The organism is Amycolatopsis methanolica 239, from assembly GCF_000739085.1.
Taxonomy (GTDB): domain Bacteria; phylum Actinomycetota; class Actinomycetes; order Mycobacteriales; family Pseudonocardiaceae; genus Amycolatopsis_E; species Amycolatopsis_E methanolica.
The window spans coordinates 993,936-1,020,170 of sequence record NZ_CP009110.1 but is presented as its reverse complement, the minus strand read 5'-3'; the positions used below and the strand labels follow the sequence as shown (position 1 = coordinate 1,020,170).

Annotated in this window: 28 protein-coding genes; 9 read left to right on the top strand and 19 right to left on the bottom strand. The window is 71.9% G+C overall.

The window, feature by feature from the left end:
• Positions 1-13 precede the first annotated feature (13 nt).
• The 6 genes from AMETH_RS05055 to AMETH_RS05030 all read right to left on the bottom strand — a co-directional run bounded on the left by AMETH_RS05055 (position 14) and on the right by AMETH_RS05030 (position 8,175).
• The gene (locus tag AMETH_RS05055; protein WP_017986967.1) at positions 14-1,456 is read right to left on the bottom strand and encodes an FAD-dependent oxidoreductase; all 1,443 of its coding nucleotides are present in this window, start codon (positions 1,454-1,456) and stop codon (positions 14-16) included.
• Positions 1,453-3,465: a molybdopterin oxidoreductase family protein gene (locus tag AMETH_RS05050; RefSeq protein ID WP_085929449.1), complete on the bottom strand. Its 2,013-nt coding sequence runs from the start codon at positions 3,463-3,465 to the stop codon at positions 1,453-1,455. The genes AMETH_RS05055 and AMETH_RS05050 overlap by 4 nt, the downstream gene beginning before the upstream one ends.
• A gap of 195 nt (positions 3,466-3,660) precedes the next feature.
• Positions 3,661-4,464 (bottom strand): TIGR02569 family protein, encoded by an 804-nt coding sequence (locus AMETH_RS05045; protein WP_223843060.1) that lies wholly within the window; start codon positions 4,462-4,464, stop codon positions 3,661-3,663.
• A 226-nt stretch (positions 4,465-4,690) separates the two neighbouring features.
• Positions 4,691-5,869, bottom strand: a complete 1,179-nt coding sequence (moeZ, locus tag AMETH_RS05040) for an adenylyltransferase/sulfurtransferase MoeZ (protein WP_017986964.1) — start codon at positions 5,867-5,869, stop codon at positions 4,691-4,693.
• A 100-nt stretch (positions 5,870-5,969) separates the two neighbouring features.
• Entirely contained in the window at positions 5,970-7,040 is a 1,071-nt protein-coding gene (locus AMETH_RS05035; protein ID WP_017986963.1) for a DUF3152 domain-containing protein, read from the bottom strand.
• Positions 7,041-7,164: 124 nt separating this feature from the next.
• Entirely contained in the window at positions 7,165-8,175 is a 1,011-nt protein-coding gene (locus AMETH_RS05030; protein ID WP_081617659.1) for an alpha/beta fold hydrolase, read from the bottom strand.
• Between the two features lie 84 nt (positions 8,176-8,259).
• Between AMETH_RS05030 and AMETH_RS05025 the strand changes: the two genes are divergently transcribed.
• Positions 8,260-8,901 carry a TetR/AcrR family transcriptional regulator gene (locus tag AMETH_RS05025; protein WP_026153824.1) on the top strand — a complete coding sequence of 214 codons (642 nt, stop codon included), beginning with the start codon at positions 8,260-8,262 and terminating at the stop codon, positions 8,899-8,901.
• Here the strand turns inward: AMETH_RS05025 and AMETH_RS05020 are convergent.
• Positions 8,898-9,791, bottom strand: coding sequence for an alpha/beta fold hydrolase (locus tag AMETH_RS05020; protein WP_017986960.1), 894 nt, complete (start codon positions 9,789-9,791; stop codon positions 8,898-8,900). The two genes, AMETH_RS05025 and AMETH_RS05020, sit on opposite strands and share 4 nt — an antisense overlap.
• Entirely contained in the window at positions 9,788-10,693 is a 906-nt protein-coding gene (locus tag AMETH_RS05015; protein ID WP_017986959.1) for an AurF N-oxygenase family protein, read from the bottom strand. The genes AMETH_RS05020 and AMETH_RS05015 overlap by 4 nt, the downstream gene beginning before the upstream one ends.
• Positions 10,694-10,743: 50 nt before the next feature.
• Between AMETH_RS05015 and AMETH_RS05010 the strand changes: the two genes are divergently transcribed.
• Entirely contained in the window at positions 10,744-11,511 is a 768-nt protein-coding gene (locus AMETH_RS05010) for a TetR/AcrR family transcriptional regulator (RefSeq protein WP_038531887.1), read from the top strand.
• Entirely contained in the window at positions 11,501-11,818 is a 318-nt protein-coding gene (locus tag AMETH_RS05005; RefSeq protein WP_017986957.1) for a DUF4873 domain-containing protein, read from the top strand. Before AMETH_RS05010 ends, AMETH_RS05005 begins: the two co-directional genes overlap by 11 nt.
• A gap of 50 nt (positions 11,819-11,868) precedes the next feature.
• On the opposite strand, the gene AMETH_RS05000 is transcribed toward AMETH_RS05005, so the two are convergent.
• Together AMETH_RS05000 and AMETH_RS04995 are read right to left on the bottom strand one after the other, a co-directional pair.
• Positions 11,869-12,099, bottom strand: a complete 231-nt coding sequence (locus AMETH_RS05000; RefSeq protein WP_017986956.1) for a DUF3107 domain-containing protein — start codon at positions 12,097-12,099, stop codon at positions 11,869-11,871.
• Positions 12,100-12,142: 43 nt separating this feature from the next.
• Entirely contained in the window at positions 12,143-12,790 is a 648-nt protein-coding gene (locus AMETH_RS04995) for a ferritin-like fold-containing protein (RefSeq protein WP_017986955.1), read from the bottom strand.
• Between the two features lie 338 nt (positions 12,791-13,128).
• On the opposite strand from AMETH_RS04995, the gene AMETH_RS04990 reads away from it, so the two are divergent.
• The 4 genes from AMETH_RS04990 (at position 13,129) to AMETH_RS41325 (ending at position 17,649) form a co-directional block, all read left to right on the top strand.
• The gene (locus tag AMETH_RS04990; protein ID WP_017986954.1) at positions 13,129-14,748 is read left to right on the top strand and encodes a DEAD/DEAH box helicase; all 1,620 of its coding nucleotides are present in this window, start codon (positions 13,129-13,131) and stop codon (positions 14,746-14,748) included.
• A 47-nt stretch (positions 14,749-14,795) separates the two neighbouring features.
• Positions 14,796-16,157 carry an Rv3212 family protein gene (locus AMETH_RS04985; protein ID WP_017986953.1) on the top strand — a complete coding sequence of 454 codons (1,362 nt, stop codon included), beginning with the start codon at positions 14,796-14,798 and terminating at the stop codon, positions 16,155-16,157.
• Positions 16,154-16,984 carry an alpha/beta fold hydrolase gene (locus AMETH_RS04980; protein WP_017986952.1) on the top strand — a complete coding sequence of 277 codons (831 nt, stop codon included), beginning with the start codon at positions 16,154-16,156 and terminating at the stop codon, positions 16,982-16,984. Before AMETH_RS04985 ends, AMETH_RS04980 begins: the two co-directional genes overlap by 4 nt.
• A 530-nt stretch (positions 16,985-17,514) precedes the next feature.
• Positions 17,515-17,649, top strand: coding sequence for a hypothetical protein (locus AMETH_RS41325; RefSeq protein ID WP_267283472.1), 135 nt, complete (start codon positions 17,515-17,517; stop codon positions 17,647-17,649).
• Positions 17,650-17,867: 218 nt separating this feature from the next.
• Here the strand turns inward: AMETH_RS41325 and AMETH_RS39000 are convergent, their stop codons facing one another.
• The 5 genes from AMETH_RS39000 to AMETH_RS04960 form a co-directional block, all read right to left on the bottom strand.
• Positions 17,868-18,296, bottom strand: a complete 429-nt coding sequence (locus tag AMETH_RS39000) for a M48 family metalloprotease (RefSeq protein WP_026153823.1) — start codon at positions 18,294-18,296, stop codon at positions 17,868-17,870.
• 41 nt (positions 18,297-18,337) lie between these two features.
• Positions 18,338-18,634: a hypothetical protein gene (locus AMETH_RS38995; RefSeq protein ID WP_026153822.1), complete on the bottom strand. Its 297-nt coding sequence runs from the start codon at positions 18,632-18,634 to the stop codon at positions 18,338-18,340.
• A 91-nt stretch (positions 18,635-18,725) separates the two neighbouring features.
• Positions 18,726-19,214: a LemA family protein gene (locus tag AMETH_RS04970; RefSeq protein ID WP_223843058.1), complete on the bottom strand. Its 489-nt coding sequence runs from the start codon at positions 19,212-19,214 to the stop codon at positions 18,726-18,728.
• A 125-nt stretch (positions 19,215-19,339) separates the two neighbouring features.
• Complete coding sequence (locus AMETH_RS04965; protein WP_038532729.1) at positions 19,340-19,660, bottom strand: hypothetical protein; 321 nt, start codon at positions 19,658-19,660, stop codon at positions 19,340-19,342.
• Between the two features lie 637 nt (positions 19,661-20,297).
• Positions 20,298-21,155 (bottom strand): RecB family exonuclease, encoded by an 858-nt coding sequence (locus AMETH_RS04960; RefSeq protein WP_026153821.1) that lies wholly within the window; start codon positions 21,153-21,155, stop codon positions 20,298-20,300.
• A gap of 100 nt (positions 21,156-21,255) precedes the next feature.
• Between AMETH_RS04960 and AMETH_RS04955 the strand changes: the two genes are divergently transcribed.
• A complete protein-coding gene (locus tag AMETH_RS04955; RefSeq protein ID WP_017986947.1) occupies positions 21,256-21,987 on the top strand; it encodes an ESX secretion-associated protein EspG in 732 nt (243 codons plus the stop codon).
• A 17-nt stretch (positions 21,988-22,004) separates the two neighbouring features.
• On the top strand, positions 22,005-23,432 hold the full coding sequence (locus AMETH_RS04950; protein WP_017986946.1) for a hypothetical protein: 1,428 nt from the start codon (positions 22,005-22,007) through the stop codon (positions 23,430-23,432).
• Positions 23,433-23,854: 422 nt separating this feature from the next.
• Here AMETH_RS04950 and AMETH_RS04945 read toward each other — a convergent pair whose 3' ends face one another.
• Genes AMETH_RS04945 through AMETH_RS37715 form a run of 4 tightly spaced genes read right to left on the bottom strand, consistent with a single transcriptional unit; the run spans position 23,855 to position 26,110 of the window.
• Positions 23,855-24,484, bottom strand: a complete 630-nt coding sequence (locus tag AMETH_RS04945; protein WP_017986945.1) for a MarC family protein — start codon at positions 24,482-24,484, stop codon at positions 23,855-23,857.
• Positions 24,485-24,486: 2 nt separating this feature from the next.
• Positions 24,487-25,344, bottom strand: a complete 858-nt coding sequence (locus tag AMETH_RS04940) for a PHP domain-containing protein (protein ID WP_017986944.1) — start codon at positions 25,342-25,344, stop codon at positions 24,487-24,489.
• A 46-nt stretch (positions 25,345-25,390) separates the two neighbouring features.
• Positions 25,391-25,951, bottom strand: a complete 561-nt coding sequence (locus tag AMETH_RS04935) for a PH domain-containing protein (protein ID WP_017986943.1) — start codon at positions 25,949-25,951, stop codon at positions 25,391-25,393.
• Between the two features lie 21 nt (positions 25,952-25,972).
• Positions 25,973-26,110, bottom strand: coding sequence for a hypothetical protein (locus AMETH_RS37715; RefSeq protein ID WP_162830497.1), 138 nt, complete (start codon positions 26,108-26,110; stop codon positions 25,973-25,975).
• Positions 26,111-26,235 lie beyond the last annotated feature (125 nt).

Sequence of the window (26,235 nt, the reverse complement as noted above, 5' to 3'; positions counted from 1 at the left end):
AATGCGGAAAGGTCTAGGCGGTGGTCGCGAGCCAGTCGGCGATGCCGCACACGGCGTCGCGGCAGCTGCCGCATCCGGTCGTCGCTCTGGTCACGGACGCGAGTTCGGTGACGTCGGTGGCCCCGGCGCGGAATGCCTCGACCAGCCGGCCCTTGGTCACGGAGTTGCACCGGCAGACGACGGCGGCCGCCGGGATGTCGGCGGGGCTCGACGCGACGGTCGCCCCGCCCGGCAGCGCGCGCCCGAGCAGGACGGCGAGCCGGTCTTCCGGAACCGGGACACCCCGGTCGAACAGGTGCGTGATGTTCGCGGCGGCGTCCGGCGCACCCAGCAGGATCGCCCCCGCCACCCGCTCCTCGCGGACAACGAGCTTCGCGTAGCGGCCCCGCGTGGGGTCGGTCAGGCAGACGACCTCGGCGTCCGGGCCGGCGGCGTCGGTGTGCACGTCGCCGAGCGCGGTGAGGTCGATGCCGCGCGCCTTCAGCTTGGTGATCACCTGCGTGCCGCGGTAACGCGCGGACACGTCGGCACCGGTCAGCAGGTCGGCCAGCACCTTGGCCTGCTGCCAGGCAGGCTCGACGAGGCCGGACACGGTGCCGGGGTGCTGGGCGCAGTCGCCGATCGCGTGGATTCGGCCGTCGCTGGTGCGCAGCGCGTCGTCGACCACGACGCCGCGGTCGACCTCCAGACCGGCCTCGACGGCCAGCGTGGTCTCGGCCCGCACACCGGTGCTGACGACGAGCAGGTCGGCGTGGACCTTGCTGCCGTCGTCGAGCTTGAGGCCGTCGCCCGGCAGGTACCGGGCCGCGCCGGCGCCGAGCTTGAAGTCGATGCCCAGCTCGCCCAGCGCCTTGGCCAGCACGGCACCGGCGCCGGCGTCGAGCTGCCGTTCCATCACGTGCCCGACCGGGTGCACGACGGTCACCAGGTTGCCGCGACCGGCCAGGCCGCGGGCGGCCTCCAGGCCGAGCAGCCCGCCGCCGAGCACCGCGACCAGCGCACCGGCCTTGGCCGCGTCCAGGATGCGGTCGCAGTCGTCCAGCGTGCGGAAGGTGACCACGCCCGGCGCGGGTGTCCCGTCGTCCAGGGTCAGGCCCTCCACCGCCGGCAGCCACGGGCGGCTGCCGGTGGCCAGCACCAGCGCGTCGTAGTCCACAGTGGACCCGTCGCTGAGCCGGACCCGCCGGGCGGCGCGGTCGATGTGCTCGGCCTTGACATCCGTGCGCAGGTCGACGTGGTGCGCGGCCGCCCAGCCGGCGTCGTGCAAGCGGACCATCTCCGGGCGCATCGTGCCGGCGACGACGGCGGAGAGCAGGACGCGGTTGTACGCGGCGTGCGGCTCCTCGCCGATCACGGTCAGCGTGACGCGGGTGCCTTCCGGATCGCGGGCCCGGATCTCGTCGGCGAGCCGGGCCCCGGCCATGCCGTAGCCCAGCACCACCACCTTGCGGGTCATTCCGCACCGTCCTTCGTGGTCAGGCGAACCGCGCACACCTTGAACTCGGGCATGCGGCTCGTCGGGTCCAGGGCGGGGTTGGTCAGCAGGTTCGCCCGCTGCGCGCCGGGGAAGTGGAACGGCAGGAACACCGTGTCCGGCCGCATCGAGGCGACGCACCGCACCCGCGCGCTGGTCTCCCCGCGCCGGGAGACCACCCGCGCCCAGTCGCCGTCGGCCAGTCCGGCGCGGGCGGCGGTGTCCGGGTGCACCTCGACGTAGGCCTCGGGCACCACGTCGTTCAGCTCGCCGACCAGCCGGGTCTGCGCCCCGGACTGGTAGTGCTGCAGCACCCGGCCGGTGGTCGCGATCAGCGGGAACTCGTCGTCGGTCGGCTCGGCCGGGCCGCGGTGCTCGACCGGGACGAACCGCGCGCGGCCGTCCGGGTGGGCGAAGGTGTCCAGGAACATCCGCGGCGTCCCGGCGTGCTCGGCGCCGGTCACCGGCCAGTACAGGGCCTCGCCGTCGTGCAGGCGCTCGTAGGTGACGCCGGAGTAGTCCGCGAGCCCGCCCCTCGAAGCCTCGCGGAGTTCGGCGAACACCGTCTTCGCCTCGACCGGGAAGCGTCCAGCGGGCTGGCCGAGGCGCTGCGCGAGTCCACTGAGGACCTCCAGGTCGCTGCGTACCCCGGCGGGCGGGTCGATCGCCTTCCGCCGCAGCAGGATGCGGCCCTCCAGGTTCGTCATCGTGCCGCTCTCCTCGGCCCACTGCGTGACCGGGAGTACGACGTCGGCCATCGCGGCGGTCTCGGACAGCACGAAGTCCGCGACGACGAGGAGGTCCAGGCTGCGCAACCGGTCCGCGACGTGCGCCGAACGCGGCGCCGACACCACGACGTTGCTGCCGAACACGAGCATCGCCTTCGGGCCGGTCTCGGTGCCCAGCGCGTCGAGCAGTTCGTAGGCCGAGCGGCCGGGTCCGGGCAGCTCGGCGGGGTCGACCCCCCACACGCGCGCGACGTGCTCGCGGGCGGCCGGGTCGTCGATCTTGCGGTAACCGGGCAGCTGGTCGGCCTTCTGGCCGTGCTCCCGCCCGCCCTGACCGTTGCCCTGGCCGGTGAGGCAGCCGTAGCCGGAGCCTTCGCGGCCGGGCAGGCCGAGCGCCAGCGCCAGGTTGATCCAGGCGCTCACGGTGTCCGAACCGCTGGCGTGCTGCTCGGTGCCGCGCGCGGTGAGGATGTAGGCGTTACGGGCGTTCGCCAGCAGGGTGGCGACGCGGCGCTGGTCGGCGGCGGCGACACCGGTGATCCGCTCGACGCGCTCGGGCCACCAGCCGGCCGCGATCTGCCACACCGCGTCGAAGCCGCGGGTCCGCCGCTCGACGTAGTCGCGGTCGAACCGGCCCTCGGCGACCAGCGCGTGCAGGATGCCCAGCGCCAGCGCGAGGTCGGTGCCCGGCGCGGGCGCGAGGTGCAGGCTCGCCTGGTCCGCGGTCGGCGTGCGGCGCGGGTCGACCACGACCAGCCCACCGGTGTCGATGGCCTTGCGCAGGTGCTGCATGAACGGCGGCATGGTCTCGGCCGGGTTGGCGCCGATCAGCAGGACCGCGTCCGCCCCGCCCACGTCGGTCAGCGGGAACGGCAGCCCGCGGTCCAGGCCGAACGCCTTGTTGCCCGCCGCCGCCGCGGACGACATGCAGAACCGCCCGTTGTAGTCGACCTGCGAGGTGCCCAGCGCGACGCGGGCGAACTTGCCGAGCAGATAGCTCTTTTCGTTGGTGAGGCCGCCGCCGCCGAACAGGGCGACCCCGTCCCGGCCGTGCTCGGCCTGGACCTCGGCGATGCGGCGCGCGACGAGGTCGAGCGCGTCGTCCCAGGTCGCGGGCACCAGCTCGCCGTCGACCCGGACCAGCGGCGTGGTCAGCCGCGCCGGGGTGGTGAGCAGGCTGCCCGAGGTCCAGCCCTTCTGGCACAGGCCGCCGCCGTTGGTGGGGAACTCGCGGGGTGCGACGGCGGTGCCGGACAGGCTCATCCCGCACTGCAGGGCGCAGTAGGGACAGTGGGTGGCCACCTTGACCTGGGGTTCCGCGGTGAGCGTCACGCGCACCTCCTTCCGCCTCTGCCCAGAGACGGTAGGAACGGCGTGTTACCTGAAAACTCCCGAATGTTTCAGGCGTCTGACATTGCTACGGCATTTCGGGGGATACCCGGTGAGAAGTGACGGGCGCTACAGGATCTCACTCACCGCGGCCGCGGCCGCACGCAAACCGTCCAGGGAAGCGGCCGTGGCGCGGGGGCTGAGGGCGTTGCCCGCCAACCGGAACAGCACGGCGCGCAGCAGGAGCTGGGGCCATTCCGGCAGGTGGGACCAGCGCTGCAGGAAGTCGGGGGCGGCGTCGCCCCAGGCCACCGCGTCGACGGCGGCGACCGCGGCGCCCCATTCGGCGGGCCGGTAGAACGGGTCGAAGTCGACGATGCCGGGCGGGGCGTCACCGTCGAAGAGGACGGCGCCGAAGAGGTCGCCCGGCACGACCTGGTCCGGCAGCCCCACGGGTCTTCGCGCCACCGCGAGGACCTCGAACCAGCGGCCGCCCTTGGCCTCGTCGACCGGCACCTCGGCCTCACCCCACGCGACGCGGTCGGCGATCCCGTCCGGATCGGTGCGCGCGGCGAGGTGCCTCGGGCGCGGCAGGCCGTCGAGGGCGCGGGCCAGCTTGAGGGCGGCGAGCATGATCTCGTCGTGCCGGTGCTCAGGCGCGCCGTCGAGGTAGCGGCGGGCCGCCCACCCGGCGACGATCCACCGCCCGTCCCTGGCCCGCTGCGGCCGGGCGATGCGCAGGTCGGGGACGTCGAGGGCGTGCATGGTGCCGGCGAGCCAGAGCGCCTTCGGCCGGTCCCGCACGGGGGTCAGGACGGTGTCGCCGCAGCGGTGCGCACGGCCGCCCGGCAGCGGCTCGGGGGTGGTGTGCTGGAGGCCGAACGCCATCAGGACAGTCGCCGGTGGCTGACCTGCTCTCGGACCGTCGGGCACCGCCCGAGATTACCCCGGGACGACGACGTTTTTCGCGCGTTCAAGCGGTGGGTTCCGCGGCCGGGAAGACGACCGGGCGGAGCAGGTAGCGCGGGTTCGTTCGCCAGTCGCGGCACGATCGCCGCACGCGTGACCGTCAACGACGGTGGTCGACGACATCGCCTGACGTGACGAAAAAGGCCCACCACGGCGAACCCGCGATGGGCCTTCTTCAGTCAGAAACCACTCAGTACGTCGGCAGGCTCTGGTCGATCTGCCGCGCCCAGGCGAGCACGCCGCCACCGAGGTGCGTGGCGTCCTTGAACCCGGCCCGGTGCAGCGCCGCCAGCGCCTCCGCCGAGCGGGCGCCCGACTTGCAGTGCAGGACGATCGGCTTGTCCTGCGGCAGCTCCGCCAGCGCCTCACCCGACAGGATGCGGTCCTTCGGGATCAGCTTGGCGCCCTTGATGTTCACGATCTCGTACTCGTGCGGCTCGCGGACGTCGATGAGCTCGAAGTTCTCACCCGCGTCGAACTTGGCCTTCAGCTCCGCCGGGGTGATGGTGCTGCCCGACGCCGCCTGCTGCGCCTCGTCCGACACGACACCGCAGAACGCCTCGTAGTCGATCAGCTCGGTGATCTTCGGCGTCTCCGGGTCCTTGCGGATCTTGACCTCGCGGTACTTCATCTCCAGCGCGTCGTAGCTGATCAGGCGGCCGAGCAGCGGCTCGCCGATGCCGGTGATCAGCTTGATCGCCTCGGTCACCATGATCGAGCCGATCGAGGCGCACAGCACGCCCAGCACGCCACCCTCGGCGCACGAGGGGACCATGCCCGGAGGCGGCGGCTCGGGGTAGAGGTCGCGGTAGTTCAGGCCCTGACCGTTCGGCGCGTCCTCCCAGAACACGCTGACCTGGCCCTCGAACCGGAAGATCGAACCCCACACGTACGGCTTGCCCAGCAGCACGGCGGCGTCGTTGACCAGGTAACGGGTCGCGAAGTTGTCCGTGCCGTCCAGGATCAGGTCGTAGCCGCGGAAGACGTCGAGCGCGTTCGCGGTGGTCAGCTGCTCGGTGTGCAGGATGACGTTGACGAACGGGTTGATCTCGGCGATCGACTCCTTGGCCGAGACGGCCTTGGGCTTGCCGATGTCGGACTGGCCGTGGATGACCTGGCGCTGCAGGTTCGACTCGTCGACGACGTCGAAGTCGATGACACCGAGCGTGCCGACGCCCGCGGCGGCGAGGTACAGCAGCGCGGGGCTGCCGAGGCCGCCCGCGCCGATGACCAGCACCTTCGCGTTCTTCAGCCGCTTCTGCCCGTCCATCCCGACATCCGGGATGATCAGGTGCCGACTGTAGCGGGCCACCTCTTCCTTGGTGAGTTCGGCCGCCGGCTCCACGAGCGGCGGCAGCGTGCCTGCCATCGGTCCTCCAAAATCGCGCGGCTGTCGTTGTCGCTTCCCCAAGTATCCACAACACGGAGCGCGACCGGACTCTTCCCGCCGTCCCAGGATGTGGACCGGGTCAGCCGGCGGGGGCCGAATCGCCGAACTGCAGCACCGGCCAGGCGTTCGGGACGCAGGTCTTGCCGTCGGCAGGCACGGCCTTCGAGTTGTACTGGTCGACCGCGTTCAGCTGGGCCACGTAGTTGTTCGACACGCCGAAGGTCTGCTGCATCATCACGGGCGCCAGCGCGCCGTTCTCCTGGCAGCCCACGTGCGATTTCCCCAGCGCGTGCCCGACCTCGTGGTTGATCGCGTACTGCCGGTACATCCCGAGGTCGGTGAACGCGAGCCCGCCGCGGACCCACCTGGCGAGGTTGATCACCACGCGGTGGTCGAAGCTCCGCGAGTAGCAGGAGGTCGGGAACGGGATGCTGAACCCGCACACGTCCGGTCGCTTGGCGGTGTCCGGGGTGGTGAGGCTCACGCGGAAATCAATGTCCGGGTAGTCCGCGCCGACCCGCTGCAGCTTGACCTTGCCGGTGCCGATCCAGCTGCGCACGTCCGACAGCGTCCGCTCCACGGCACTGGCGAAGGCGTCGTCGCCGGCGTAACTGGCCGCGTCGATGCCGTTCTCGACCTCGATCGTGTAGTGGTACAGCTTCCCGCCGCTGCCGGCCTCCTTGCCGCTCACGCCGTCGTTCGGCACCGGGACGACGTGGTAGGCCATGGAGCCGCTCTGCGTGAAATCACCGCCGGTCGGCAGCTCGGCAGTGGGGATGTTGAGGTCGCGCGGCGTGGCCGGTTGTTCGGAGAGCGCGCTGTCCCCGCCCTGCGCGGCGCCGCCGTCGACGGTCTCCGCCGCGGAGTTCGTCTGCGGCGGCTCCGTCGCGGTGTTGAACACCACCAGGACGGTGATCACGACGAGGACCGGCAGCGCGTACACGCGCCAGCCGTAGGCGCCGACGAGACGGCCCACCTTGCCCTTGCGGCGCCGCTCCCGGCGGGCTTGCTCCGGGTCCTGCTCGAGCTGCGCCTGCGGCGGCTTCCACGACGCGGCGAGCGGCTCGGCCTGCACGCGCCGCGCACGCGGCCGGTAGCGGTCCTCGCTCAGACGAACCGACGACCGGCCCGACGGGGGCGCGTACTGCACTCGCCGTCCTTCGCCACGCTCGCCGCTGCTCGCCCGCTTCACGGCTCCCAGATTGCCACATGCGCAGAGCTACGCGACGCGCGACCAAGCCGTCACGGAGCAGGCTCGCATTAACTCGAACGGGCTACCACGAACCGGCGGCGACCGCCTCCCACATACCCAGAACAGCCTTCGCTACGACAACCGGGCGTTCCATCTGCGCCACGTGGCCGGTCCGCGGCAACACGAGGAGCCGCCCGCGCGGCAGCAGCTTCGCGGTCCGCGCCGCCCGGCGGACCGAGATCACCTTGTCCTCGGTGCCCCACACGACCAGCGTGGGAGCCGTCACGTTGGGCGTCACCCGCCACAGCGACGCCGCGCCCCGCGCGAACCAGGTCCGGAAGATCCCGAACGTGCTCCGCGACATCGCCGCGTTCGCCCAGGCCAGCTCGGCGCGGGCGCTGTGCTCCTCGACCAGCTCGGCCATCCGGTGCTCGGGGAAGGAGTCCGGGTCGGCGAAGCACAGCTTGATGACCAGCTTGGCCCGCTGGTGCGCGGTGTAGGCGGCGAGCTTGCGCCGGGCGCGGCGGCCGACGATCGGCAGGTAGGCCAGCGCCATCAGCGGGTCGGACAGCCGCCGCGGGTCCGGCCGCCGGTCCGGCATCGCGGGCGAGATCAACGTCAGCGTCTTGACCAGCTCGGGGTGCCGCGCCGCGACGAGCAGCGACACCGCGCCGCCCATCGAGTTGCCGATGAGGTGCACCGGTCCCGCGCCGAGCCCCTCCGCGAACCTGGCGACCACCTCGGCGTGCGCGTCGAGGCTGAAATCGAAGGCGCGTTCCGGCTCGGAGAACCCGAAGCCGGGCAGGTCGATCGCCGCTCCCCCGGCCGTCGGCGCCAGCAGGGCGGCGAGATCCGTCCAGTTCGTCGACGACCCACCCAGGCCGTGCACGTAGAGGACGGTCTCGTCCGCCGCGCCGGGCGTGCGCCGGACGTGCAGCGACACGCCGCCGACCTGCTCGGTTTTCCCCGGCCACGGCGGGAGTTTCGGGTCGAGTTCGGGTAACTCACGAGTGGACAGCGGTACGCGCGTGACGGGCACCCTGGGCGCCCCGGGATCCGGGGACGGCCGGGAAGCCGGGACGGTGTCGGTCATCAATCCAGGATGCCTACCCACCCGGCCCTTGGCGACTCGGCGATACCGGCGAGTAATCTCGAACGGGTTCTTTGGGAGGAAAGCATGACGGAGACTGCGGCGGCGCAACAGCGGGGAGTCCGGCTACCCCGGACCGAGCGGCGCGCTCAGCTTCTGGCCGCGGCGCAGCGAGTCTTCTCGGCAAACGGGTACCACGCGGCGGCCATGGACGAGATCGCCGAGCAGGCGGGGGTCAGCAAGCCGGTGCTGTACCAGCACTTCCCGGGCAAGCTGGACCTCTACACCGCGCTGCTGGAGAACCACGTCGACGAGCTGGTCGCGCGCGTCAGCGAGGCGCTCGCCTCGACCACCGACAACAAGCTCCGCGTGCGGGCCGCCGTCGGCGCCTTCTTCGACTTCGTCGCCAGCGAGACCGGCGCCTTCCGGATGATCTTCGAATCCGACCTGCGGGGCGAGCCCGTCGTGCAGGAGGCCGTCGACCGCGCCACCACCGAGTGCGTCAACGCGATCACGGACACCATCACCGCCGACGCGGGCCTGGACGAGGGCCGGGCGCGCCTGCTGGCGGTCGGCCTGGTCGGGTTGAGCCAGGTCAGCGCCCGGTTCTGGCTGGCCCACCACAGCACGATGAGCCGCGAGGAGGCGGTGTCACTCACCGCGACGCTCGCCTGGCGCGGCATCGGCGGCGGCTTCCCGCTCCAGCACACGCCAGGCGAGCCCGCCTAGTTCTCCAGCAGGCGGCTCAGCCGCTTCGCGACCTCGCGCGTCCGCTCGTAGGTCAGCTCGTGACCCGCCCCGGGGAAGAGCACGAACTCCGCCTCCGGCAGTTCCTCGGCGATCACGCGCGCGTGGTGCACCGGCGTGATCCTGTCCCGGTCGCCGACCATGACCACGGTCGGCTTCTCCCGCAGCGTCGCGAGCGCCTTGCGCCGGTCGTGGTCGGACATCGAGTCCCGGAAGCCGCCGACGCTGCGCGGGTGGGCACGCAGGAACTGCTCCGTCATCGCCCGCACGTCGGCCCGCCGCACCTTCTTCCCGAACGCCAGCCACTTCACCGACGGCCGGGCCAGCGGCGCGGGGATCGGCACGCGCTCGGCGCCCCAACGGTTCAGCAGTCGCCCGAACGTCTTGTCGACGCGCGCGGCCACCCGGCCGGCCCGCCCGTTCAGCCCGAGCGTGAGCCGGTCCATGTCGCAGCACGAGGTGGCGATGAACACGACCCCGTCCACCCGTGATTCGACCAGCTCCGGGTGCCGCTCGGCGAGCGCCATCACGGTCATCCCGCCCATCGAATGCCCGGCCAGGACGAGCCTGCCCTCCGGCGCCAGCTCCGCGATCAGCTCGGCGAGGTCGTCGGCCAGCTGCGCGACCGTCGCCGTCCCCGGCTTCGCCGGCTCCGACCAGCCGTGCCCGCGGTGGTCGTAGCGCAGCACCTGGACGCCAGTCGGCAGCAGCGGCAGGACCGGGTCCCACTCCAGGTGGTCCTGCGTCCACGCGTGCACCAGCACCAGGGTGACCGCGGCGTCGCGCGGTCCGGACAGCTCGACGTGGAGGGCGGTGCCGTCGCTCGTGGTGAAGCGACGGTCCGTCCCCCTCCGACGGACCGTCGCCGTCATCGGGCCCCCAGCAGGAAGGACTTGCGCCACCAGTACGTGCCCGGCTGGCCGACGAGACCGGCGTCGTCGAGGAACGCCATGATGCGCTCGCCGGACCAGCGGAGGGTCTCGTGCCAGTGCGGGTTGTTCATGGCCGCCTCCCACGCCTCGCGCGGGTTGAGGCCGACCGCCTTGTAGACGCGCGGGTTGATCAGGCTGCGGGTGATGGCGAAGCTGACGACGGCGATGAGCCAGCGCTGGTAGAACAGCTCGGCCTTGTTCAGCTTCGCCATGCCGCGGGTGACCTCCTCGCGGGCGAAGGTCACATGCCGCGCCTCTTCGAGCACGTGGATGCGGTTGACCATGCGCACCAGCGGCTGGATGTCCTCGTCGGCCATGCTCTCCCGCTGGATCCGGTCGAGGATCTCCTCGGCGACCAGGATCGAGCCGTACAGCGCGGGCCCGTAGCCAATGAACGGCAGCAGCTTGCCCAGCCGGTGCACGATCTTCACCGGGCCGTATGCCGGCGCGCCGACGGCTTCGACCGAGCGCGCGAACATCGTCGAGTGGCGGCACTCGTCGGCGATCTCGGCGAGCGCGTACTGCACGTGCCGCGTGGTCGGGTCGGAGTTGTAGACCTCCTTGAGCAGCAGCTGCATCAGCAGCACCTCGAAGAAGATGCCGTTGCTGGCGATGCTGGCCAGCTCGTGCTTGCCCAGTTCGAGCCGCTGCTCCTCGGTGAGCCGGTCCCACAGGTGCGTGCCGTAGAGCGAGCTGCGGCGCTCCAGCTGGAAGGGCTTGCCCTCGGCCAGCGGGGCGGACCAGTCGATGTCGACGTCGGGGTCGTAGAACTTGTTGGCCGAGGACTTCAGCAACCGGTCGGCGGTCTTCTCGCGGCCGTGGTCGTCCAGCGTTCGCGTCATCGCGTGCTCCCCACATTATGTAACCTGTGGTAACAGTTACCTCTGGTAGCATGAGGCGCGTGACGGATCGTGTCAAGCGCAGCGGCAAGCACCCTTCGGCAGGCGAGCCTGCGACCGGCGACGCGCGCCGGGACCGGTGGCGCAAGCACCGGGTCGAGCGCCGGGCCGAGTTCGTCGAGGCGGCGCTGAAAGCGCTGGACGAGCGCGGTCCGGACCTGGCGATGGACGACGTGGCGGTCGCCGCCGGGGTCACCAAACCGGTGCTGTACCGGCACTTCGCGGACAAGGCCGACCTGTACGACGCGCTCGGCCAGCGGGGCACCGAGCTGCTGTTCTCGCGCCTGGTCCCGGCGATCAACGCGGAACTGGCGCCGGTGCCGCGGATCCGCATGGCGCTGGACGCGTTCTTCACCGTGATCGAGGAGCACCCGAACCTGTACCGGCTGCTGGTGCGCGGCTCGTTCGCGGGCAAGCCGGCCGACGCCGACGTGGTGGCCGAGGACAAGGAACTGATCGCAACCGCGCTGACCGCCCTGCTCGGCGACTACATGCGGATGTTCAACATGGACTCCGGCGCGGCCGAGCCGTGGGCGTACGGGATCGTCGGGATGGTCCAGAACACCGGTGAGTGGTGGCTGGAGCGCCGGTCGATGAGCCGGGACAGCGTCGTGGAGTACCTGACGCAGATCATCTGGGCCGCCATCGACGGGCTGGCCCGCCAGCACGGGGTCACGATCGACCCGAACAAGCCGCTGGAGGAGAACAAGATCGTCCAGCTCGGACGGGTGCGCCCGAAGGAGGAGACGGATGTCAGCTGACGACGAAGACGGCTACACCGGTCCCGCGACCGTGGTGGTGGAGGGCGCCGAGGTGCCGGTCGAGGTGGAGCTGCGAGGCCACTTCCAGCCCATCGACGGCTACTACCGCTGGTACGGCCGCATCGCGCCGAACGCCGAACTGGACACCCTGTGCGGCGGCCGGAAGAAGAAGGGCGAGATCCGCACCCCGGACGGCTCCGCCACGGGCGAGCTGTCCGACCCCGACCCGTGGGGCCGCTACCGCATCCTGGGCACGAGCACACCGCCGTTCACGGTGCCGAAGACACTCGCCGAACTGGCGGAATGAAAGAAGGGCGCCCACCAGCCGGTGGGCGCCCTTCTTTCACGCGCGAAGACTCACGAACCGACCGCGAACCCGACCCGGCGCACGTCCGAGGGCGCGATCTCGACGTAGGCGATCCGGTCCGACGGGACCAGGAACTTGCGGCCCTTCTCGTCGGTGAGGCTGAACAGGCCGTCCTCGGTCTTCAGCGCGTCGGCGACCAGCTTCTCGACCTCCTCGGCGGACTGGCCACTAGACACCACCAGCTCACGCGGGGTGTCCTTGATGCCGATCTTGACCTCCACCTGCTACCTCCGACTGGTTCTGCCACGTACTCCACCGCCCAGGCTAGCCCAGCCCGAGCACCTGCATCCGTTTGGTGTGCCCCTGCTGCAACCGGCGGAAGAGCCCGGCGATTCCCGAAAGGTCGCCCGAGCCGGACACGATCAGCTCGGCCAGCGGGTCCCGCTCGGCGACCACGTATTGCGCCTGGGTGAGCGCCTCGCCGAGCAGCCGCCGCCCCCACAGCGCCAGCTTGTCGCGTGTCTTGGGGTCGGCCTCGATGCCCGCGGCGACCTCCCGCTCGGCGAACGCCGAGTGCCCGGTGTCTGCGAGCACCGTGACCACCAGGTCCTTGGTCTCCGGGTCCAGCCAGCTGCCCACCTCGCGGTAGAGGTCCGCCGCCAGCCCGTCCCCGACGTAGGCCTTGACCAGCGATTCCAGCCACGACTTGGGCGCGGTGGACGCGTGCCAGGCGTCGAACCGGGCCACGAACGGCGCCATCGCGTCCTCGACACGCCTGCCGTGCTCGGCGAGGAACTTCGCCAGCATTTCGTAATGCCCGATCTCGGCGGCCGCCATCGCCGACAGCGCGGCGCGCCCGGACAGGGTGGGCGCCTTCCGCGCGTCCTCCGCCATCCGGTCGAACGCGGACAATTCGCCATAGGCGATGACCCCGAGCAGGTCGACGACGCCTTCGCTGATCTCTCGTGTCACGGCCGTGAGCGTACCGCCGTTGCGAGGAGACGAATCTAACGTGGACACACCGGGCCGAAATGCCGAGGCCGGGACCGTACCGGTTACAATTGGACGGGAAAGCTACCGCATCCGCAGTAGCGCGCCCCACCCGAGGCACCCCCGCCTCGACTCGCCGGAGGACGAGCAGACCCCGGGCGCCACTGTGAGCGGCAGGTAATGCGCGTGCACGCCGTCCAGGCATTCCCGGTGGACCTTCCCGCCGGTTGAGTGCCGAATCTCGACCAGGCCGTGCGCGCTGGTAGAGAGAGGCGATCACACTGACCGCGAACATTTCCGACAACAACGACATCGACCCGGTGGCCCTCGATCACAGCGAGACGGGCGTCCCGGACACCGACACCTCCCACCCCCTGCAGGCCGACCACGTCGAACCGGCCACCCCGACCTTCGCCGAGCTGGGCGTCCGCCCCGAGATCGTGCGCGCGCTCGCCGAGGCGGGCATCGAGCACACCTTCGCCATCCAGGCCCTCACGCTGCCGCTCGCGCTGGCCGGCGACGACCTGATCGGCCAGGCCCGCACCGGCATGGGCAAGACGCTGGGCTTCGGCGTCCCGCTGCTGCAGCGCCTGGTCTCCCCCGGCGACGGCACCCCGCAGGCCCTCGTGGTCGTCCCGACCCGCGAGCTGTGCCTGCAGGTCACCCGCGACCTCACCGACGCGGCCAAGCACCTGGACGTGCGCACGCTGGCGATCTACGGCGGCCGCCCCTACGAGCAGCAGATCAGCGCCCTGCGCAAGGGCGTCGACGTGGTCGTCGGCACCCCGGGCCGCCTGCTGGACCTGGCCGAGCAGAAGGCGCTGGTCCTCGGCAAGGTCCGCGCGCTGGTGCTCGACGAGGCCGACGAGATGCTCGACCTGGGCTTCCTGCCCGACATCGAGCGCATCCTCGGCATGGTGCCCGAACAGCGGCAGACCATGCTGTTCTCGGCCACGATGCCGGACCCGATCATCAAACTGGCCCGCACCTTCCTCAACCGCCCGACGCACGTGCGGGCCGAGGAGAACGACTCCAGCGCGGTGCACGAGCGCACCACCCAGTTCGCCTACCGGGCGCACTCGCTCGACAAGCCCGAGCTGATCGCCCGCGTGCTGCAGGCCAAGGACCGCGGCCTGACGATGATCTTCACCCGCACCAAGCGCACCGCGCAGAAGGTGGCCGACGACCTCGCCGAGCGGGGGTTCGCCGCCGCCGCGGTGCACGGTGACCTCGGCCAGGGGGCCCGCGAGCAGGCGCTGCGCGCGTTCCGGTCCGGCAAGGTCGACGTGCTGGTCGCCACCGACGTGGCCGCCCGCGGTATCGACGTCACCGACGTGACGCACGTGATCAACTACCAGACGCCCGAGGACGAGAGCACGTACGTGCACCGCATCGGCCGCACCGGCCGCGCGGGCAAGACCGGTGTCGCGATCACCCTGGTCGACTGGGATGACCTGCACCGCTGGCAGGCCATCAACGACGCGCTCAAGCTCGGCATGGCCGAGCCGGTGGAGACGTACTCGACGTCGAAGCACCTGTTCAGCGACCTGGACATCCCGGAGGACGCCACCGGGCGGCTGCCGCTGTCCAAGCGCACCCGCGCCGGCCTTGCCGCCGAGCCGGAGGAGCAGATGGGCGGCCGCCGCCGGAGCGGCGGCGCGCCCACCCGCAACCGTCGCCGCACCCGCGGCGCCGCGAAGACCGGCGAGGGCGCGCAGGCCGAGGCGACCGGCGAGCCGTCGGGTGAGGAGCGCCGTCCGCGCCGCCGCACCCGCGGTGGCAAGGCGGTCAGCGACACCTCGGGTCCGGCCGAGAAGGGCCCGACCGAGCGTGAAGGCGGCGAGGCCGCGGAGCGTCCCGCCCGTCGCCGCCGCCGTCGCCGTTCGGGCTCGGCCAGCGCGACGGCGAACACGTCTGATACACCGGGTTCGGCAGACTGAGGCCGACCGGCGCCGCGGGGGCGCCGGCGAACACCGGGAGCAGGAACGTGAGCGAGCCCGAGGCGGGTGGACGGCACCGCCGTCCCGAGGGCGGCGAGGTCGCCGGGCCGATCGGCGCGGAGGACGTGCTGGCCGGCGCTCCCGCCCCGGCCCCGGCCCCGGCTCCGGAACGCCCGCGACGCGAGCGGCCGTCCCCGTGGAACCGGCCTCGTGACCGGGTCGTCGCGGTCCTGATCGTCGCCCTCGTGGTCGTGACCGGTGTCGCGATCTGGGCGGGCAGCGCGAGCCGGGCGACGATCCAGGAGACGTCCGCGCCGGGCACTCCCCTGCCGCCCGCGCCGGCGACCGTGCCCGCGACGCTGCGCGAGCTGTGGCAGGCGCCCAGCGACTCGGCCCCGGTCCCGATCGCCGAGGGCACGGCCGTGGCCACCGCGAACGGCGGCGAGATCGCCGGGCGCGACCCGCTCACCGGCGAAGTGCGCTGGCGCTACGCCCGCGACCTGACGCTGTGCACCGCCGCCGAGGCCTGGGGCCGGGTGCTGGCGGTGTACCGCAAGGACGGCGTGAACGGCGAGTCCGGCTGCTCCGAGGTGATCGGGCTCGGCATCGACACAGGGCTGCGCAAGGCGCAGCGCACCGGCAGCCCCCCGCTGGGCACGCGGCTGGTGACCGATGGCAGCCAGGTCACCGCGACCGGGCCAGAGCTGCTGGTGACCTGGCGGGACGACCTCGTCGAGACCAACGAGTACGGCAAGGTTCCGGCCCTGGTGAACCCGGAGAAGCAGCCGCGCACGGGCTGCACGTACGGGTCGGTCGCGATGGCGTCGGGCCGGCTCGGCGTGATCGAACGCTGCCCCGGCGATCCCGGTGACCGGCTTACGGTGATGAAGTCCGTGCCCAAGGAGTCGGACGAGCCGCAGGTGTCGTTCAGCGCCATCGTGGCCGGGCACAACGCGAAACTGGTCGCGATGTCCGGCGACCACACGGCGGTCGCGTTGCCGGACCAGAGGCTGCTGGTGCTGTACGACGCCGACGGCGAGCAGACCGCGGCCTACCCGCTGGACCTGCCCGCGTCGGACCTGGCGCAGGACCCGGTCGGGCTGGCGCCGGTCACGTCGACGACGTCGGCGAACGTGTACTGGTTCACCGGGTCGAAGATGATGGCGCTGTCCCGGGACAACCTCACTCCACTGTGGACGTTGAACAGCGCGCTGGGTCCCGGGATCACCTTCGCGCACCAGCTGGTCGTGCCGATCCAGGGTGGACTGGCGGTGCTGAACGAGTCGGACGGGTCGACGATCCGCACGATCGCGGTGGACCGGCACGGCTACACCGGGCCGGTGCGGCTGGCCGCGCTGGGGCCGGTGCTGCTCGAACAGCGTGGGAACACGCTGGTCGCGTTGTCGTGACGGCCCAGCTGACCCCGCACGGGGCGGAGAAGGTGCGCCTGCGGGGCCTGGCCGCGCTGCGCACGCCCGCTCCGGCGAAGGCCACCGCCGTGCTGGTGCCCGGGTACACCGGGTCCAAAGAGGACTTCGCGCCGCTGCTGGACGGCTTGGCGGACGGCGGTTTCCGCGCGGTCGCGATCGACCTGCCGGGCCAGTTCGAGTCGCCGGGCCCGCCCGACGAGGAGGCTTACCTGCCGTCCGCGCTGGGTTCCGTGGTGGCCGGGCTGGTCGAGGAGGTCGAGGGGCCGGTGGTGCTGCTCGGCCACTCCTTCGGTGGGCTGGTGGCGCGGGCGGCGGTGCTGGCGGGCGCGCCGGTCGCGGGGTTGACGTTGCTGGACAGCGGGCCGGGCGAGCTCCCGGCGGGCGCCCGGCGGGATGCGCTCGGGGCTGGCGAGCCGGTGTTGCGGCAGTCCGGGCTGGACGAGGTGTACCGGGTGCGGGAGCAGGTGAGCGCGCGGTCGCCGCTGTGGGCCACGATGCCCGCGGACCTGAAGGACTTCCTGCGACTGCGTTTCCTGGCCTCGAGCCCGGCGGGGTTGCTCGGAATGGCACGGGGCCTGCGCACCGAACCGGACCGGGTGGACGAACTGGCCGCGACGGGCGTGCCGACCCTGGTGGTGGCGGGCGAACTCGACGACGCGTGGAGCGTGCCGTCCCAGCGTGAGATGGCGGCCCGGCTGGGCGCTCCGTTCGAGGTCATCCCGGGCGCGGCGCACTCACCGAACACCGAAAACCCCGCTGCTTTGCTGCGGGTGCTGCTGGCCGCGTGGCGGGAGTGGCTGGCCTAGCCCCACCGTCGCGAGTGGCGGCAGCGGGCAGTGCACCATGGCGCACACCGTCCGGAGGAGCTCGCTTTCGGCGACATCCAGCACCCCGTCGTTCGTGATCACGGTGGTGAGCCCGTCCACCAGCAGCGCCTTGTCCGGACCGGGGCAGGCCGTCGAGCACGGGCCATGCTGCGTCCAACGCCTGCCAGGCCTGACCCGGCGGTTGGAAGGGGATCGGCGCGCCGGGCAACACCCGTGCCAGACCTGCTCGGAACGCGGCCGCGGCCGCCACCGGGTCGCCGTGTCCCACCGCGGTCACCACGGCGAACAGAACGGCCACCGAGGGCGCGGCCTGCCGCAGCGACGTTCGCCTGACCGGCCGCGTCGGCCGGTGGTGCGCCGCCTCGGCCAGGTCTCGGACGAGCAGAGCGGACAGGCAGTACTCGCAGACGTCCACCTTCCCGTCGATGCGGACGAGTTCGTGCAGCACGGCGGCAACGGCCTGGAGCTCCTGCTGCGGCCGCTGGCGCAGCGCGGGGAAGGCCAGTTCCGTGAGCGGCAGGCGCGCAGCGGGGTCGAGCCCCCCGGAGGGCGTCGCCCTCGCGCCAGGCGGCGTCGGCGAGCGGCCTGCCCAGCCGGGCCGTGAGCAGCTGGTGCTGCCCGGTCCGGATCTGCGGGTGCGCTGAAAGCAGCAACCCGAGGATCACGGGCGCCCACCGCGAGCTCAGCTGGTCCAGCTCCCGCGGATCGAAGGCAGGATCGAGCAGCTGGATGCGCCGCACCAGCGGCGGGTGGGTGGCGAACAGGGACGAGAACTTGCGGCTGTCCCCGAAAAGCATGTGGCTCACGTCCTCGGCCTTCGCGGTGTGCAGCCGCGAGCCTGTGGGCAGGCCGGCGATCTTCTTCAGGCGCCCGCGAGCCCCTCGGTCTGCCGGGTGAACTGCACGGCCGATGCGTCGGCGAGGAATTCCCGTTGCCGGGACACGCCCGCTTTGATGAGCCTGCCGAGGACGACGCCGACGTATCCGGCGATGACCGCGACCAGTGCCGGGAGGACCAGCGGGCCCAGGCTGCCGGCTTGGCGCCTGCCGCCTCCCCTGGGCAGCAGGATCCTGCCGAGGAGCGCAAGCCCGAGGATTCCGGTGAGCACACCCATCAGCCAGATGTTCAGGCGCATGTCGCCGTTGACGACGAGGCTGAACTCGTGGGCGATGACGCCCGGCAGTTCGTCGCGGCTGAGCCGGTCGAGAGCACCCTGGGTGACCGCGATGGCCGCGTCCCCCCGTGTCCAGCCTGCGGCGAAGGCGTTGATGCCCGGCTCGTTCGGCAGCACGTACAGCTGCGGAACCGGGATGCCCGAGGCGATCGCTCGGGTCAGGCGTGTCCGGCGAGACCGGCACCCCCGCCGAGGCTCGTGGCCACCTTCCCGCCGCCGCCCCGGCGCAGCAGCAGGGTCCGGATCCACGAGGTGAGACCGATGACGAGCACGGCCAGTACCCCGGCGACGACCAGGATCCGCGCGGCGGAGCCGGCCTGCCGCTCCCACAGCCGGAAACCGGCCCAGACCGCGAAGTCGACGAGCGCGACGATCACCACGACGGCGAGTGTGAACAGCCACACCAGCCGCGCCGAGGCCCGGCGCACTTCCAGTTGTCGTTCGAAGAAGTTCATCGGTGTCAGAAGGAGATCCGCGGAGCCTCGCGCTGTTCGGGCGAGTCGATCTCCAGGAGCGCGGCCGGGGTGAACCCGAACGCCCCCGCGATCACGTTGCCGGGAACACTTCGCGCTTGGTGTTGTAGGCCATGACCGAGTCGTTGTAGCCCTGGCGCGCGAAGGCCACGCGGTTCTCGGTGGAGGTCAGTTCCTCGGAGAGCTGCATCATGTTCTGGTTGGCCTTGAGGCCCGGGTAGGACTCGGACAGCGCGAGGAGCCGGCCCAGCGTCTGCGTCAGCACCTGCTCGGCGCCCGCGAGCTGGTTCATGGCAGCGGGGTCGCCCGGGTTGCCGCGCGCGACCTGCTGCGCGTTGACCGCGCCGCCGCGGGCCGCGATCACGGCCTCGAGCGTCTGCCGCTCGTGCCGGAGGTAACCCTTCGCTGTTTCGACCAGGTTCGGGATCAGGCCGTGCCGGCGGGTCAGCTGTACGTCGATCTGCGCGAAGGCGTTCTGGTACGCGTTACGCCGCTTGACCAGCCCGTTGTAGACCCCGATCGTCCCGATGGCGAGCGTCAGCAGCATGACGACCAAGATCACGATCGCCACGATCACCCCAGTACCCCTTTACGTTGAACGCTGTTTCGCCGAACGATAAGGGTCCTGGGCCGGCGGTGGAGCGAGTTCGCGAAGATCGGGGTGAATGCACCCTTGGGGGTAAACGGCTAGGCCCACCAGAAGGTCCACAGCGCGGTGGCGACGATCGCGAGCACCACCAGCCCGGCGACTCCGGCCACCGGGCCGTTCTTCCGGTCCGCGAGGCGCTGCGTGAGGAGGGCGAGTACGGCGGCGACGGGGTGGGCGATCATCGGCGCGGCGCCCGGGCCGGGAACGTCGAGGAAGGCGCACAGCAGCCCAGCTCCCAGCACGAGCACAACGAGCGCGACGAGCCCTGCCGCGAGTGAGCCGGTGCACCCGCGCCACCAGCGAGCCGGCCGGCTCCGGGCGCGCACCGGGGCGAGCGCCAGCTCCTCGGTGTCCGTCATGTCGTCGCTCACCTTGTTCCCACTCCTCGGCCAGGGTCCAGCACCGAGAATTCCACCACGACGGCGACGGGCAGAAGGATGCCCACCCGCGGCGGGGATTCCGGCTGCCACATCGCGCCCGGCGTGCCGTTCGACCAGCGCTGACGCGCGCGGCACCACACCAGCGGAGTTCTGCCGGCGAAGCCGGTCCCTGGTGACGCAGGGTTACTCCCAGCCGCCGGGCCACGCACCGTCACAAATTCACCGACCGCGAACCTCGGGCGCCGGCCAGCCACCACGCCCGCAGCAGCAATGCGAACTGCCCCAGCGCTACGCCCCCGATGCAGCCCTACCGCGCCGACAACCCCAAGACCTCGCCAACACCGCAGCCCAGCGGCGCGAGCCCCCGCAGCACTCCACCACCAGCCGCCGGCAGCCGGGCCCTCCAGGACCTCGACACCACCAACAGCCCCCATGACGCCAGCCCCAGCACTCCACTCCCGATGCAGCCCTGCCGTGCTGGCAACCCCGAGACCTCATCACCAGCACGGCCCAACCACCCCCGCACTCGGCCACCACCGCAGCCCCACCGCGCCAGCAGCCCCGGCACCCCACCCACCAGCCAGCCCCACACCGGCAGCAGCACTGCGAACCGCCCCTACGGCGCCAGCAGCTCCCAGGACTTCGCCGCCGGTGCGGCCTGCTGCCCCGCCTCGCAGCTGGGCCGGAAGTCGCACCAGGCGCAGCGTCGGTCGGGGCGCGCGGGGAACAGCACGTCGGCGTCGCCGCCGGCGTCGAGGGTGTCCGTGGCCAGCCGGACGTCCTCGGCGGTCTCCTCGGCGCGGTGCAGGTGCCGCTGCAGGCTCTCCGGCGTGTGCGTCGCCTCCGCGACCGTGCCGCTGGGCAGGTGGTGCAGCTCGACCTTGCGGCACGGCCGCCGCAGGGTGCGCTCGGCCGCGACCGCGTACATCGCCAGCGCCTGGGAACCGCGGGCCTCGTGCTCGTCCGGCGCGCGGCGGCCGGTCTTGTAGTCGACGATCACCAGCTCACCGCCGCGCTGGTCGATGCGGTCCGCGCGGCCCTCGATGATCATCGACGCGGGACGGCCGGGCTCCGGGTTCACCGGTGCGGACACCCACCGCTCGATGCCGACCGGATCGCTGGTCACGTCGTGGTGCTCGACGTACTCGGCGACCCACTCCTTGGCGCGGGCGCGGTACGTCGCGGCCTGGTCGGCGTCGGCGAACCCGGCGTCCTGCCAGTGCTCCGACAGCAGCGCCGCGGCGCGCTCCGGGGTGCGGCGCGCGGGCGGCACGTCGAACAACGCACGCAGCGCGTTGTGCACCACCGCGCCGAGCGTGCTGTGCGCCCACGGGCCGGTGCGCTGCGGGGTCGGCCGGTCGAGGTAGGCCAGCCGGTACCGGCGCGGGCAGTCCGCGAAGGTGGCCAGGCGCGCCGGACTCACCTTCGTCAATCGCCGCGGCTGGACCGCGAACTCGAACCCCAGTTGCTCCACGCCCACTACCGTACGCACCACCCCCGACACTTTCGGCTCCGCCCACGGCCCGCGGCGCATATGATTTGGGCGGTTGGCATTCGGAGCAGGGGGGCAATGCGTGTTGACGTTCGAAACGGCGCCGGCCGAACTGGACATCCTGGACGAGGAGCTGGGCCTCGGGAGGTTCGTCTACCCGCACCGGATCCCGTTCGTCAGCGGGACCCGGTCCGAGCGCGCCGAGCAGCGGCAGCGCGTGTTCGACCACTGGCACCGCCTCGGGCGCATGTCGCGCGACCGGCTGCGGGGTGAGTTCGTGGACCTGCTGCGGCTGTGGGCGCGGCCGGACGTCCTCGTCACCCAGGTCGTGGCCGAGCTGACGCGCGACGAGAAGGTCCTGTCGCGCGGCGGCTGGACCGGCGAGCGCGGTGTGCTGAGCCGCCAGAGCGGTGACAACGTCAGGTTCGCCGAGCTGCGCGCGGGCCAGGTGCTCCCGCAACTGCTCGAACCGCTGCCGGAGGTGCCGCCGGTGCGCATCGCGCCGGTGACCTACGTGTCGCAGGCGCGCGGCGGAGGTGGTCTGTTCGGCGGCGAGCCGCCGCGGGAGAAGCGCGTGGCGGATCGGTACTTCGCGGCGCCCCCACTGCGCGCCGGGGTGGTCTCGTGCTCGGTCCGCGGGGTGGACGCGGGCCGCCTGACCTGGTTCGACACCCCGGACGGCCGGTTCTTCACCACGGTGGAGCAGCTGCCCGACGGCGCGCAGCGGCACACGTTCACGCCCGCCGACCGGGCCCGCATCGGCCAGTGGGTGCGTGACCACGTCAACCAGCACCTGACCGCGGCGAATCGTTGACACCAGGGGAGGAAGTCATGACGCAGCCCGACAACGGGTACTCGCGGCGCCGGTACGAGTCGGAGGTCTACGCCGAAACCGCGGGCAAGTCCGCGGGCAAGTTCTTCGGCCCGGACGCCGAGCAGGTCGCGGGCGACTACTCGGTCAAGTCCGGTCAGGTCTACACGCGGAAGCTGCAGGCCGAGGGCGGCGGGTACCGCGACGGGCTGGCGCCGTCGGATCGTCTGTACGAGAGAGTGCCGCACGAAACGCTGAAGACCATGGTCACCGAGGGCGTCTCCCCCGAGGAGGTGGACGAGCAGGGCATCATCGTCAACGACCTCGGCAACGCCTTCGGCGAGATGGCCTCCGCGCTGCGGCAGGGGGTCGCCAAGGAGCAGGCCGGCTGGCAGGGTGACGGCGCGAACACCGCCTTCGGCTACTTCAACACGCTCGCGACGTGGGCGGACAGCTCGAAGGACGCGGCGTTCCTGTCGGCGAACCGCTATTCGCAGACGTCCGCGGCGCTGTCCCAGGCCCGCAACAGCATGCCGGAGCCCGCGGGCAAGTCGGTCGATCAGTCGATCGCCGCCGCCCGGCAGCAGCTCGCGAGCGGTGACTGGGAAGGCGCCAGCGCCACCATGAACGACATGCAGAACCAGGCCGCGCTGCAACACCAGGCCCAGCAGGAGGCCGCGGCGGTGCTGGCGCAGCGAGACGTGATGCTGCACGCCGGCGGTTCGACCCAGCCCGTGTACGCCACGCCGACCACGCAGCCCGACACCGGTGCCGCCACCAGCCCGACGTTCGCCGCCAACGACAACACGACGGCATCCAGCTCGGGCGGCGTCGGCCCGATGGGCGGCGCGCCGGGCGGGGTGCGGACCACCGGGAGCATCGCGCCGCCGACGACGCCGCTGCCCGGGATCGGCACGACCACGGGCGCCTCGCCGACCCCCGGGTTCACCGACAACGCCGGTGGCTGGGGCCGCTCCCCCGCCTCGACGGTGCCCGGCAGCACGGGTCTGTCGGCCGGTGCGGGCATGATGCCGGTCGCGCCGGGCCAGGGCGACCAGACGCGCACGTCGCCGCGCCCGGGGTCGGGTTCGGGTGGCCGGGCCGGTGCCGTGCCGCGGGCCGGGGTCGGCGGCCGGGCAGCCGGGGGTGGCGCCGCGGGCCGTCTCGGCGCGGGCCAGGAAGCGGCCGGCCGCAAGGCCGGGATCGGGGAGCCGGGCGCCAGGGCGGCGGCCGAGAGCGCGAACAGCGGACGCGCCGGAGCGGCGGGCAAGGCGGGCGCGTCCGGATCGCACCTGGCCGGCCCGGCGGGCAACTCGAAGAAGGACGAGGACAAGGACCACGAGCGGCCCGCGTACCTCCTCGAGGACGACCCGGACAGCATCTTCGGCCACGAGGGCGGCACGGACGAGAACGGGAACCGCATCAGCCCGCCGGTGATCGGCGGCTGACGGGGCCGGCACGACGGCAGCTGACGGCCAGCCGGCATGCCCTCGCGGGCGGCGGCTGTGGCGGCATCGCCAGGTGACCGCCCCAGGGAAACGGCAACCGGTAAGAGCGGCGCCACGACAGCCCCGACCCACTCGCCCGACGCCACGAGCCGGCGGCCGTTGACCAGCCGGCCCGGCCCCGCGCGGCCAGCACCCACAGGCACCGATGGCCCGCGATGGGTAAAGACCCACCCCGACGGAGCGGACTGCGGCTAGCACGGGCAGCTCCCCCAGCAACCCGCGACTCGCTTCGCGCGGCAACCGGCGCCCACACGGGGGTTCACAGCGGAGGCTGGCCCGGTGCAGCGAGGCACGAGGCCTGGCATCGCAGGCATCCGCATCCTGGGAAGCAGCACCTGCCGAAGCGACACCCGCCGGGGACGTCAGCCGCCCTCGATGAAGCCTCGTACGGAGTTCGCGACCAGCTCCACGGCGATCGCCGCCAGCAGCAGGCCCGCGATCTTCGCGAGCAGCGTGATACCGCTTTCCTTGATCAACCGGATGACCACGCCCGAGAACCGCATGCACGCGTAGATGACGATGTGCACGGCGACGATCGCGCAGGCCAGCGCTACGTACGCGCCCACGTGCCCGGACGCCTGCCGGACGAAGACGATCGTCGCGGCGATGGCGCCCGGTCCGGCCAGCAGCGGGGTGCCCAGCGGCACCAGGGCGACGTTCACGTCCTCCACCACGTTCGGCTCGCTCGTCGCGCCGCGGCCGGTGAGCAGGTCCAGCGCGATGAGCAGCAGGAGCAGCCCGCCGGCGCCCTGCAGCGCGGGCACCCCGATCCCCAGGTACGCGAGGATCGCCTGCCCCGCGATGGCGAACAGTGAGATCACCAGCAGCGACACCAGCACCGCCTGCCGCGCGGCCCGCGCCCGCACCGCCGGCGGCTTCCGGCCCACCAGGCTGAGGAACACCGGCACGGTCCCCGGCGGGTCCATGATCACGACCAGCGTGATCGACGCCTCCAGGAACAGTTTCGCGTCGAAGAGGTCGGCGACCGCCAAGGTCAGCCCACCACGATCTGCGCGCCGGACGCCTTGTCGATCAACGCCTCGAACTGCTCGGGATCAGTGTTCTCCGCGCCGATCGGGATCGTCTTGTTCGTGCCGTGGTAGTCGCTCGACCCGGTCTGCACCAGCCCCAGCTCACCGGCCAGCCCGCGCAGCTCGGCGCGCGTCGCCTCGTCGTGGTTGGGGTGGTCGACCTCGAGCCCGGTCAGCCCGATCTCCGCCAGCTCGGCGATGTAGTCGGCGGACACGATCCGCCCGCGGCTGCGCGCGAACGGGTGCGCGAACACGGTGACGCCGCCTGCTTCGGCGATCATCTCGATCGCCGTCTCCACCGGCGTGTCCTGCCGCGGCAGGTAGTAGCCGCGGCCGGCGCCGAGGTACTCAGCGAACGCCTGGTCCACGCTCGTCACCAGCCCCGCGCGCACCAGGGCCTGCGCGAGGTGCGGCCGGCCTGCCGGGGAGTCCGGGCCGAGGGATTCGAGGAGCTCGTCGGCGTCGATCGGCAGGCCGTCGGCGGCCATCCGCACCGCCATCGCGCGCAACCGGGTGCGGCGCTCCTGCCGCAGCCGCGTCTGCTCTTCGACGATCGCCGAGGACGCCGGGTCGAACAGGTAGGCCAGCAGGTGGATGCTGATGCCGAGGTTGCTCACGCACGACAGCTCGGCGCCGGGCACGAGCGTGAGGCCAGCCGGGAGCGCCGCGGCCGCGGCGGCCCAGCCTGCCGTGGTGTCGTGGTCGGTCAGCGCGACCACGTCGAGCCCCGCGGCGGCGGCCGCCGCCACGAGTTCGGCGGGCGTGTCCGTGCCGTCCGACACGGTGGAATGGGTGTGCAGGTCGATGCGCATCGGAATCATTGTCGCCTACCCGGTCGGCACACGGCCGACCAGGCACAACGACGTGTCAACCGACGATCTTCTTGCCGCGCGCGAGGCGCTGGGCCTTGATCATGGAGAAGCGCTCGCTCTGCTTGTGCTTGTCGCCGAAGACGAGTTCGGAGATGGTGTCGTAGAACTCCTCCGGGCTCGGCAGGAACTCAATCCGGTTCAGCGCCTGGATCTGACCGGCCGACTCGACGACGACCGTGCCGTAGCCGAACATCCGGCCCCACGCGGAGCGTTCGTAGGTCAGGTCGGTGACCTTCGAGATCGGCATCATCGCGACCTTGGTGGTGATGACGCCGCTGGTGAGCACGAAGCGTTTGTCCGTGACCACCAGGCGCTCGACCCACCACTCGATGACCTTGAACGCGTACACGACGACCACGAGCAGCGCCGCGTACCAGAGGATGTTCTGGACGACCCACAGGGACGGTGGCAGCAGGTAGGACACCATCACGCAGATCGCGAGCAGAGCGATCGTCTCGAAGGTGTCCCAGGCCAGGAATGCCCAGTGCCTGCGGACCCGCACCACGCGCCGCTCGGTGTCGAGCAGGTACTCGTCGGGATCCCGTGGGGCGAACATCAAGCCAGCCTATCCGGCCGCCTACGAAGTGAACACGTTGCTGACGAAGGTGATGACGGCCTCGGCCGATTCACGCAGGAAGTCGACGATGTTGCTGACCAGGTTGGCCGCGTTGCCCGGCTGGGCGATCACGAAGAACAGCACCAACGCGATACCCACGAGCCCGGCAATCTTCTTCGCGTTCACAACGATCAATCCCGTCTCTTACTCCGGCATCGGACTGGCAAGCTCACCAGTAACGTTGTACCGCACTCCGCAGGGTTACGGGAGGTAAGTCCCGCGCT

Coding starts and splice junctions, on each gene's coding strand:
- moeZ (WP_017986964.1), bottom strand. CDS start 5,869: ATGGCAGGCACGCTGCCGCCGCTCGTGGAGCCGGCGGCCGAACTCACC.
- AMETH_RS38995 (WP_026153822.1), bottom strand. CDS start 18,634: ATGAACTTCTTCGAACGACAACTGGAAGTGCGCCGGGCCTCGGCGCGG.
- AMETH_RS05025 (WP_026153824.1), top strand. CDS start 8,260: ATGACGGAGACTGCGGCGGCGCAACAGCGGGGAGTCCGGCTACCCCGG.
- AMETH_RS04940 (WP_017986944.1), bottom strand. CDS start 25,344: ATGATTCCGATGCGCATCGACCTGCACACCCATTCCACCGTGTCGGAC.
- AMETH_RS05015 (WP_017986959.1), bottom strand. CDS start 10,693: ATGACGCGAACGCTGGACGACCACGGCCGCGAGAAGACCGCCGACCGG.
- AMETH_RS05055 (WP_017986967.1), bottom strand. CDS start 1,456: ATGACCCGCAAGGTGGTGGTGCTGGGCTACGGCATGGCCGGGGCCCGG.
- AMETH_RS05005 (WP_017986957.1), top strand. CDS start 11,501: ATGTCAGCTGACGACGAAGACGGCTACACCGGTCCCGCGACCGTGGTG.
- AMETH_RS05020 (WP_017986960.1), bottom strand. CDS start 9,791: ATGACGGCGACGGTCCGTCGGAGGGGGACGGACCGTCGCTTCACCACG.
- AMETH_RS04965 (WP_038532729.1), bottom strand. CDS start 19,660: ATGACGGACACCGAGGAGCTGGCGCTCGCCCCGGTGCGCGCCCGGAGC.
- AMETH_RS04935 (WP_017986943.1), bottom strand. CDS start 25,951: ATGTTCGCCCCACGGGATCCCGACGAGTACCTGCTCGACACCGAGCGG.
- AMETH_RS05050 (WP_085929449.1), bottom strand. CDS start 3,465: ATGAGCCTGTCCGGCACCGCCGTCGCACCCCGCGAGTTCCCCACCAAC.
- AMETH_RS05010 (WP_038531887.1), top strand. CDS start 10,744: ATGAGGCGCGTGACGGATCGTGTCAAGCGCAGCGGCAAGCACCCTTCG.
- AMETH_RS05030 (WP_081617659.1), bottom strand. CDS start 8,175: ATGACCGACACCGTCCCGGCTTCCCGGCCGTCCCCGGATCCCGGGGCG.
- AMETH_RS04950 (WP_017986946.1), top strand. CDS start 22,005: ATGACGCAGCCCGACAACGGGTACTCGCGGCGCCGGTACGAGTCGGAG.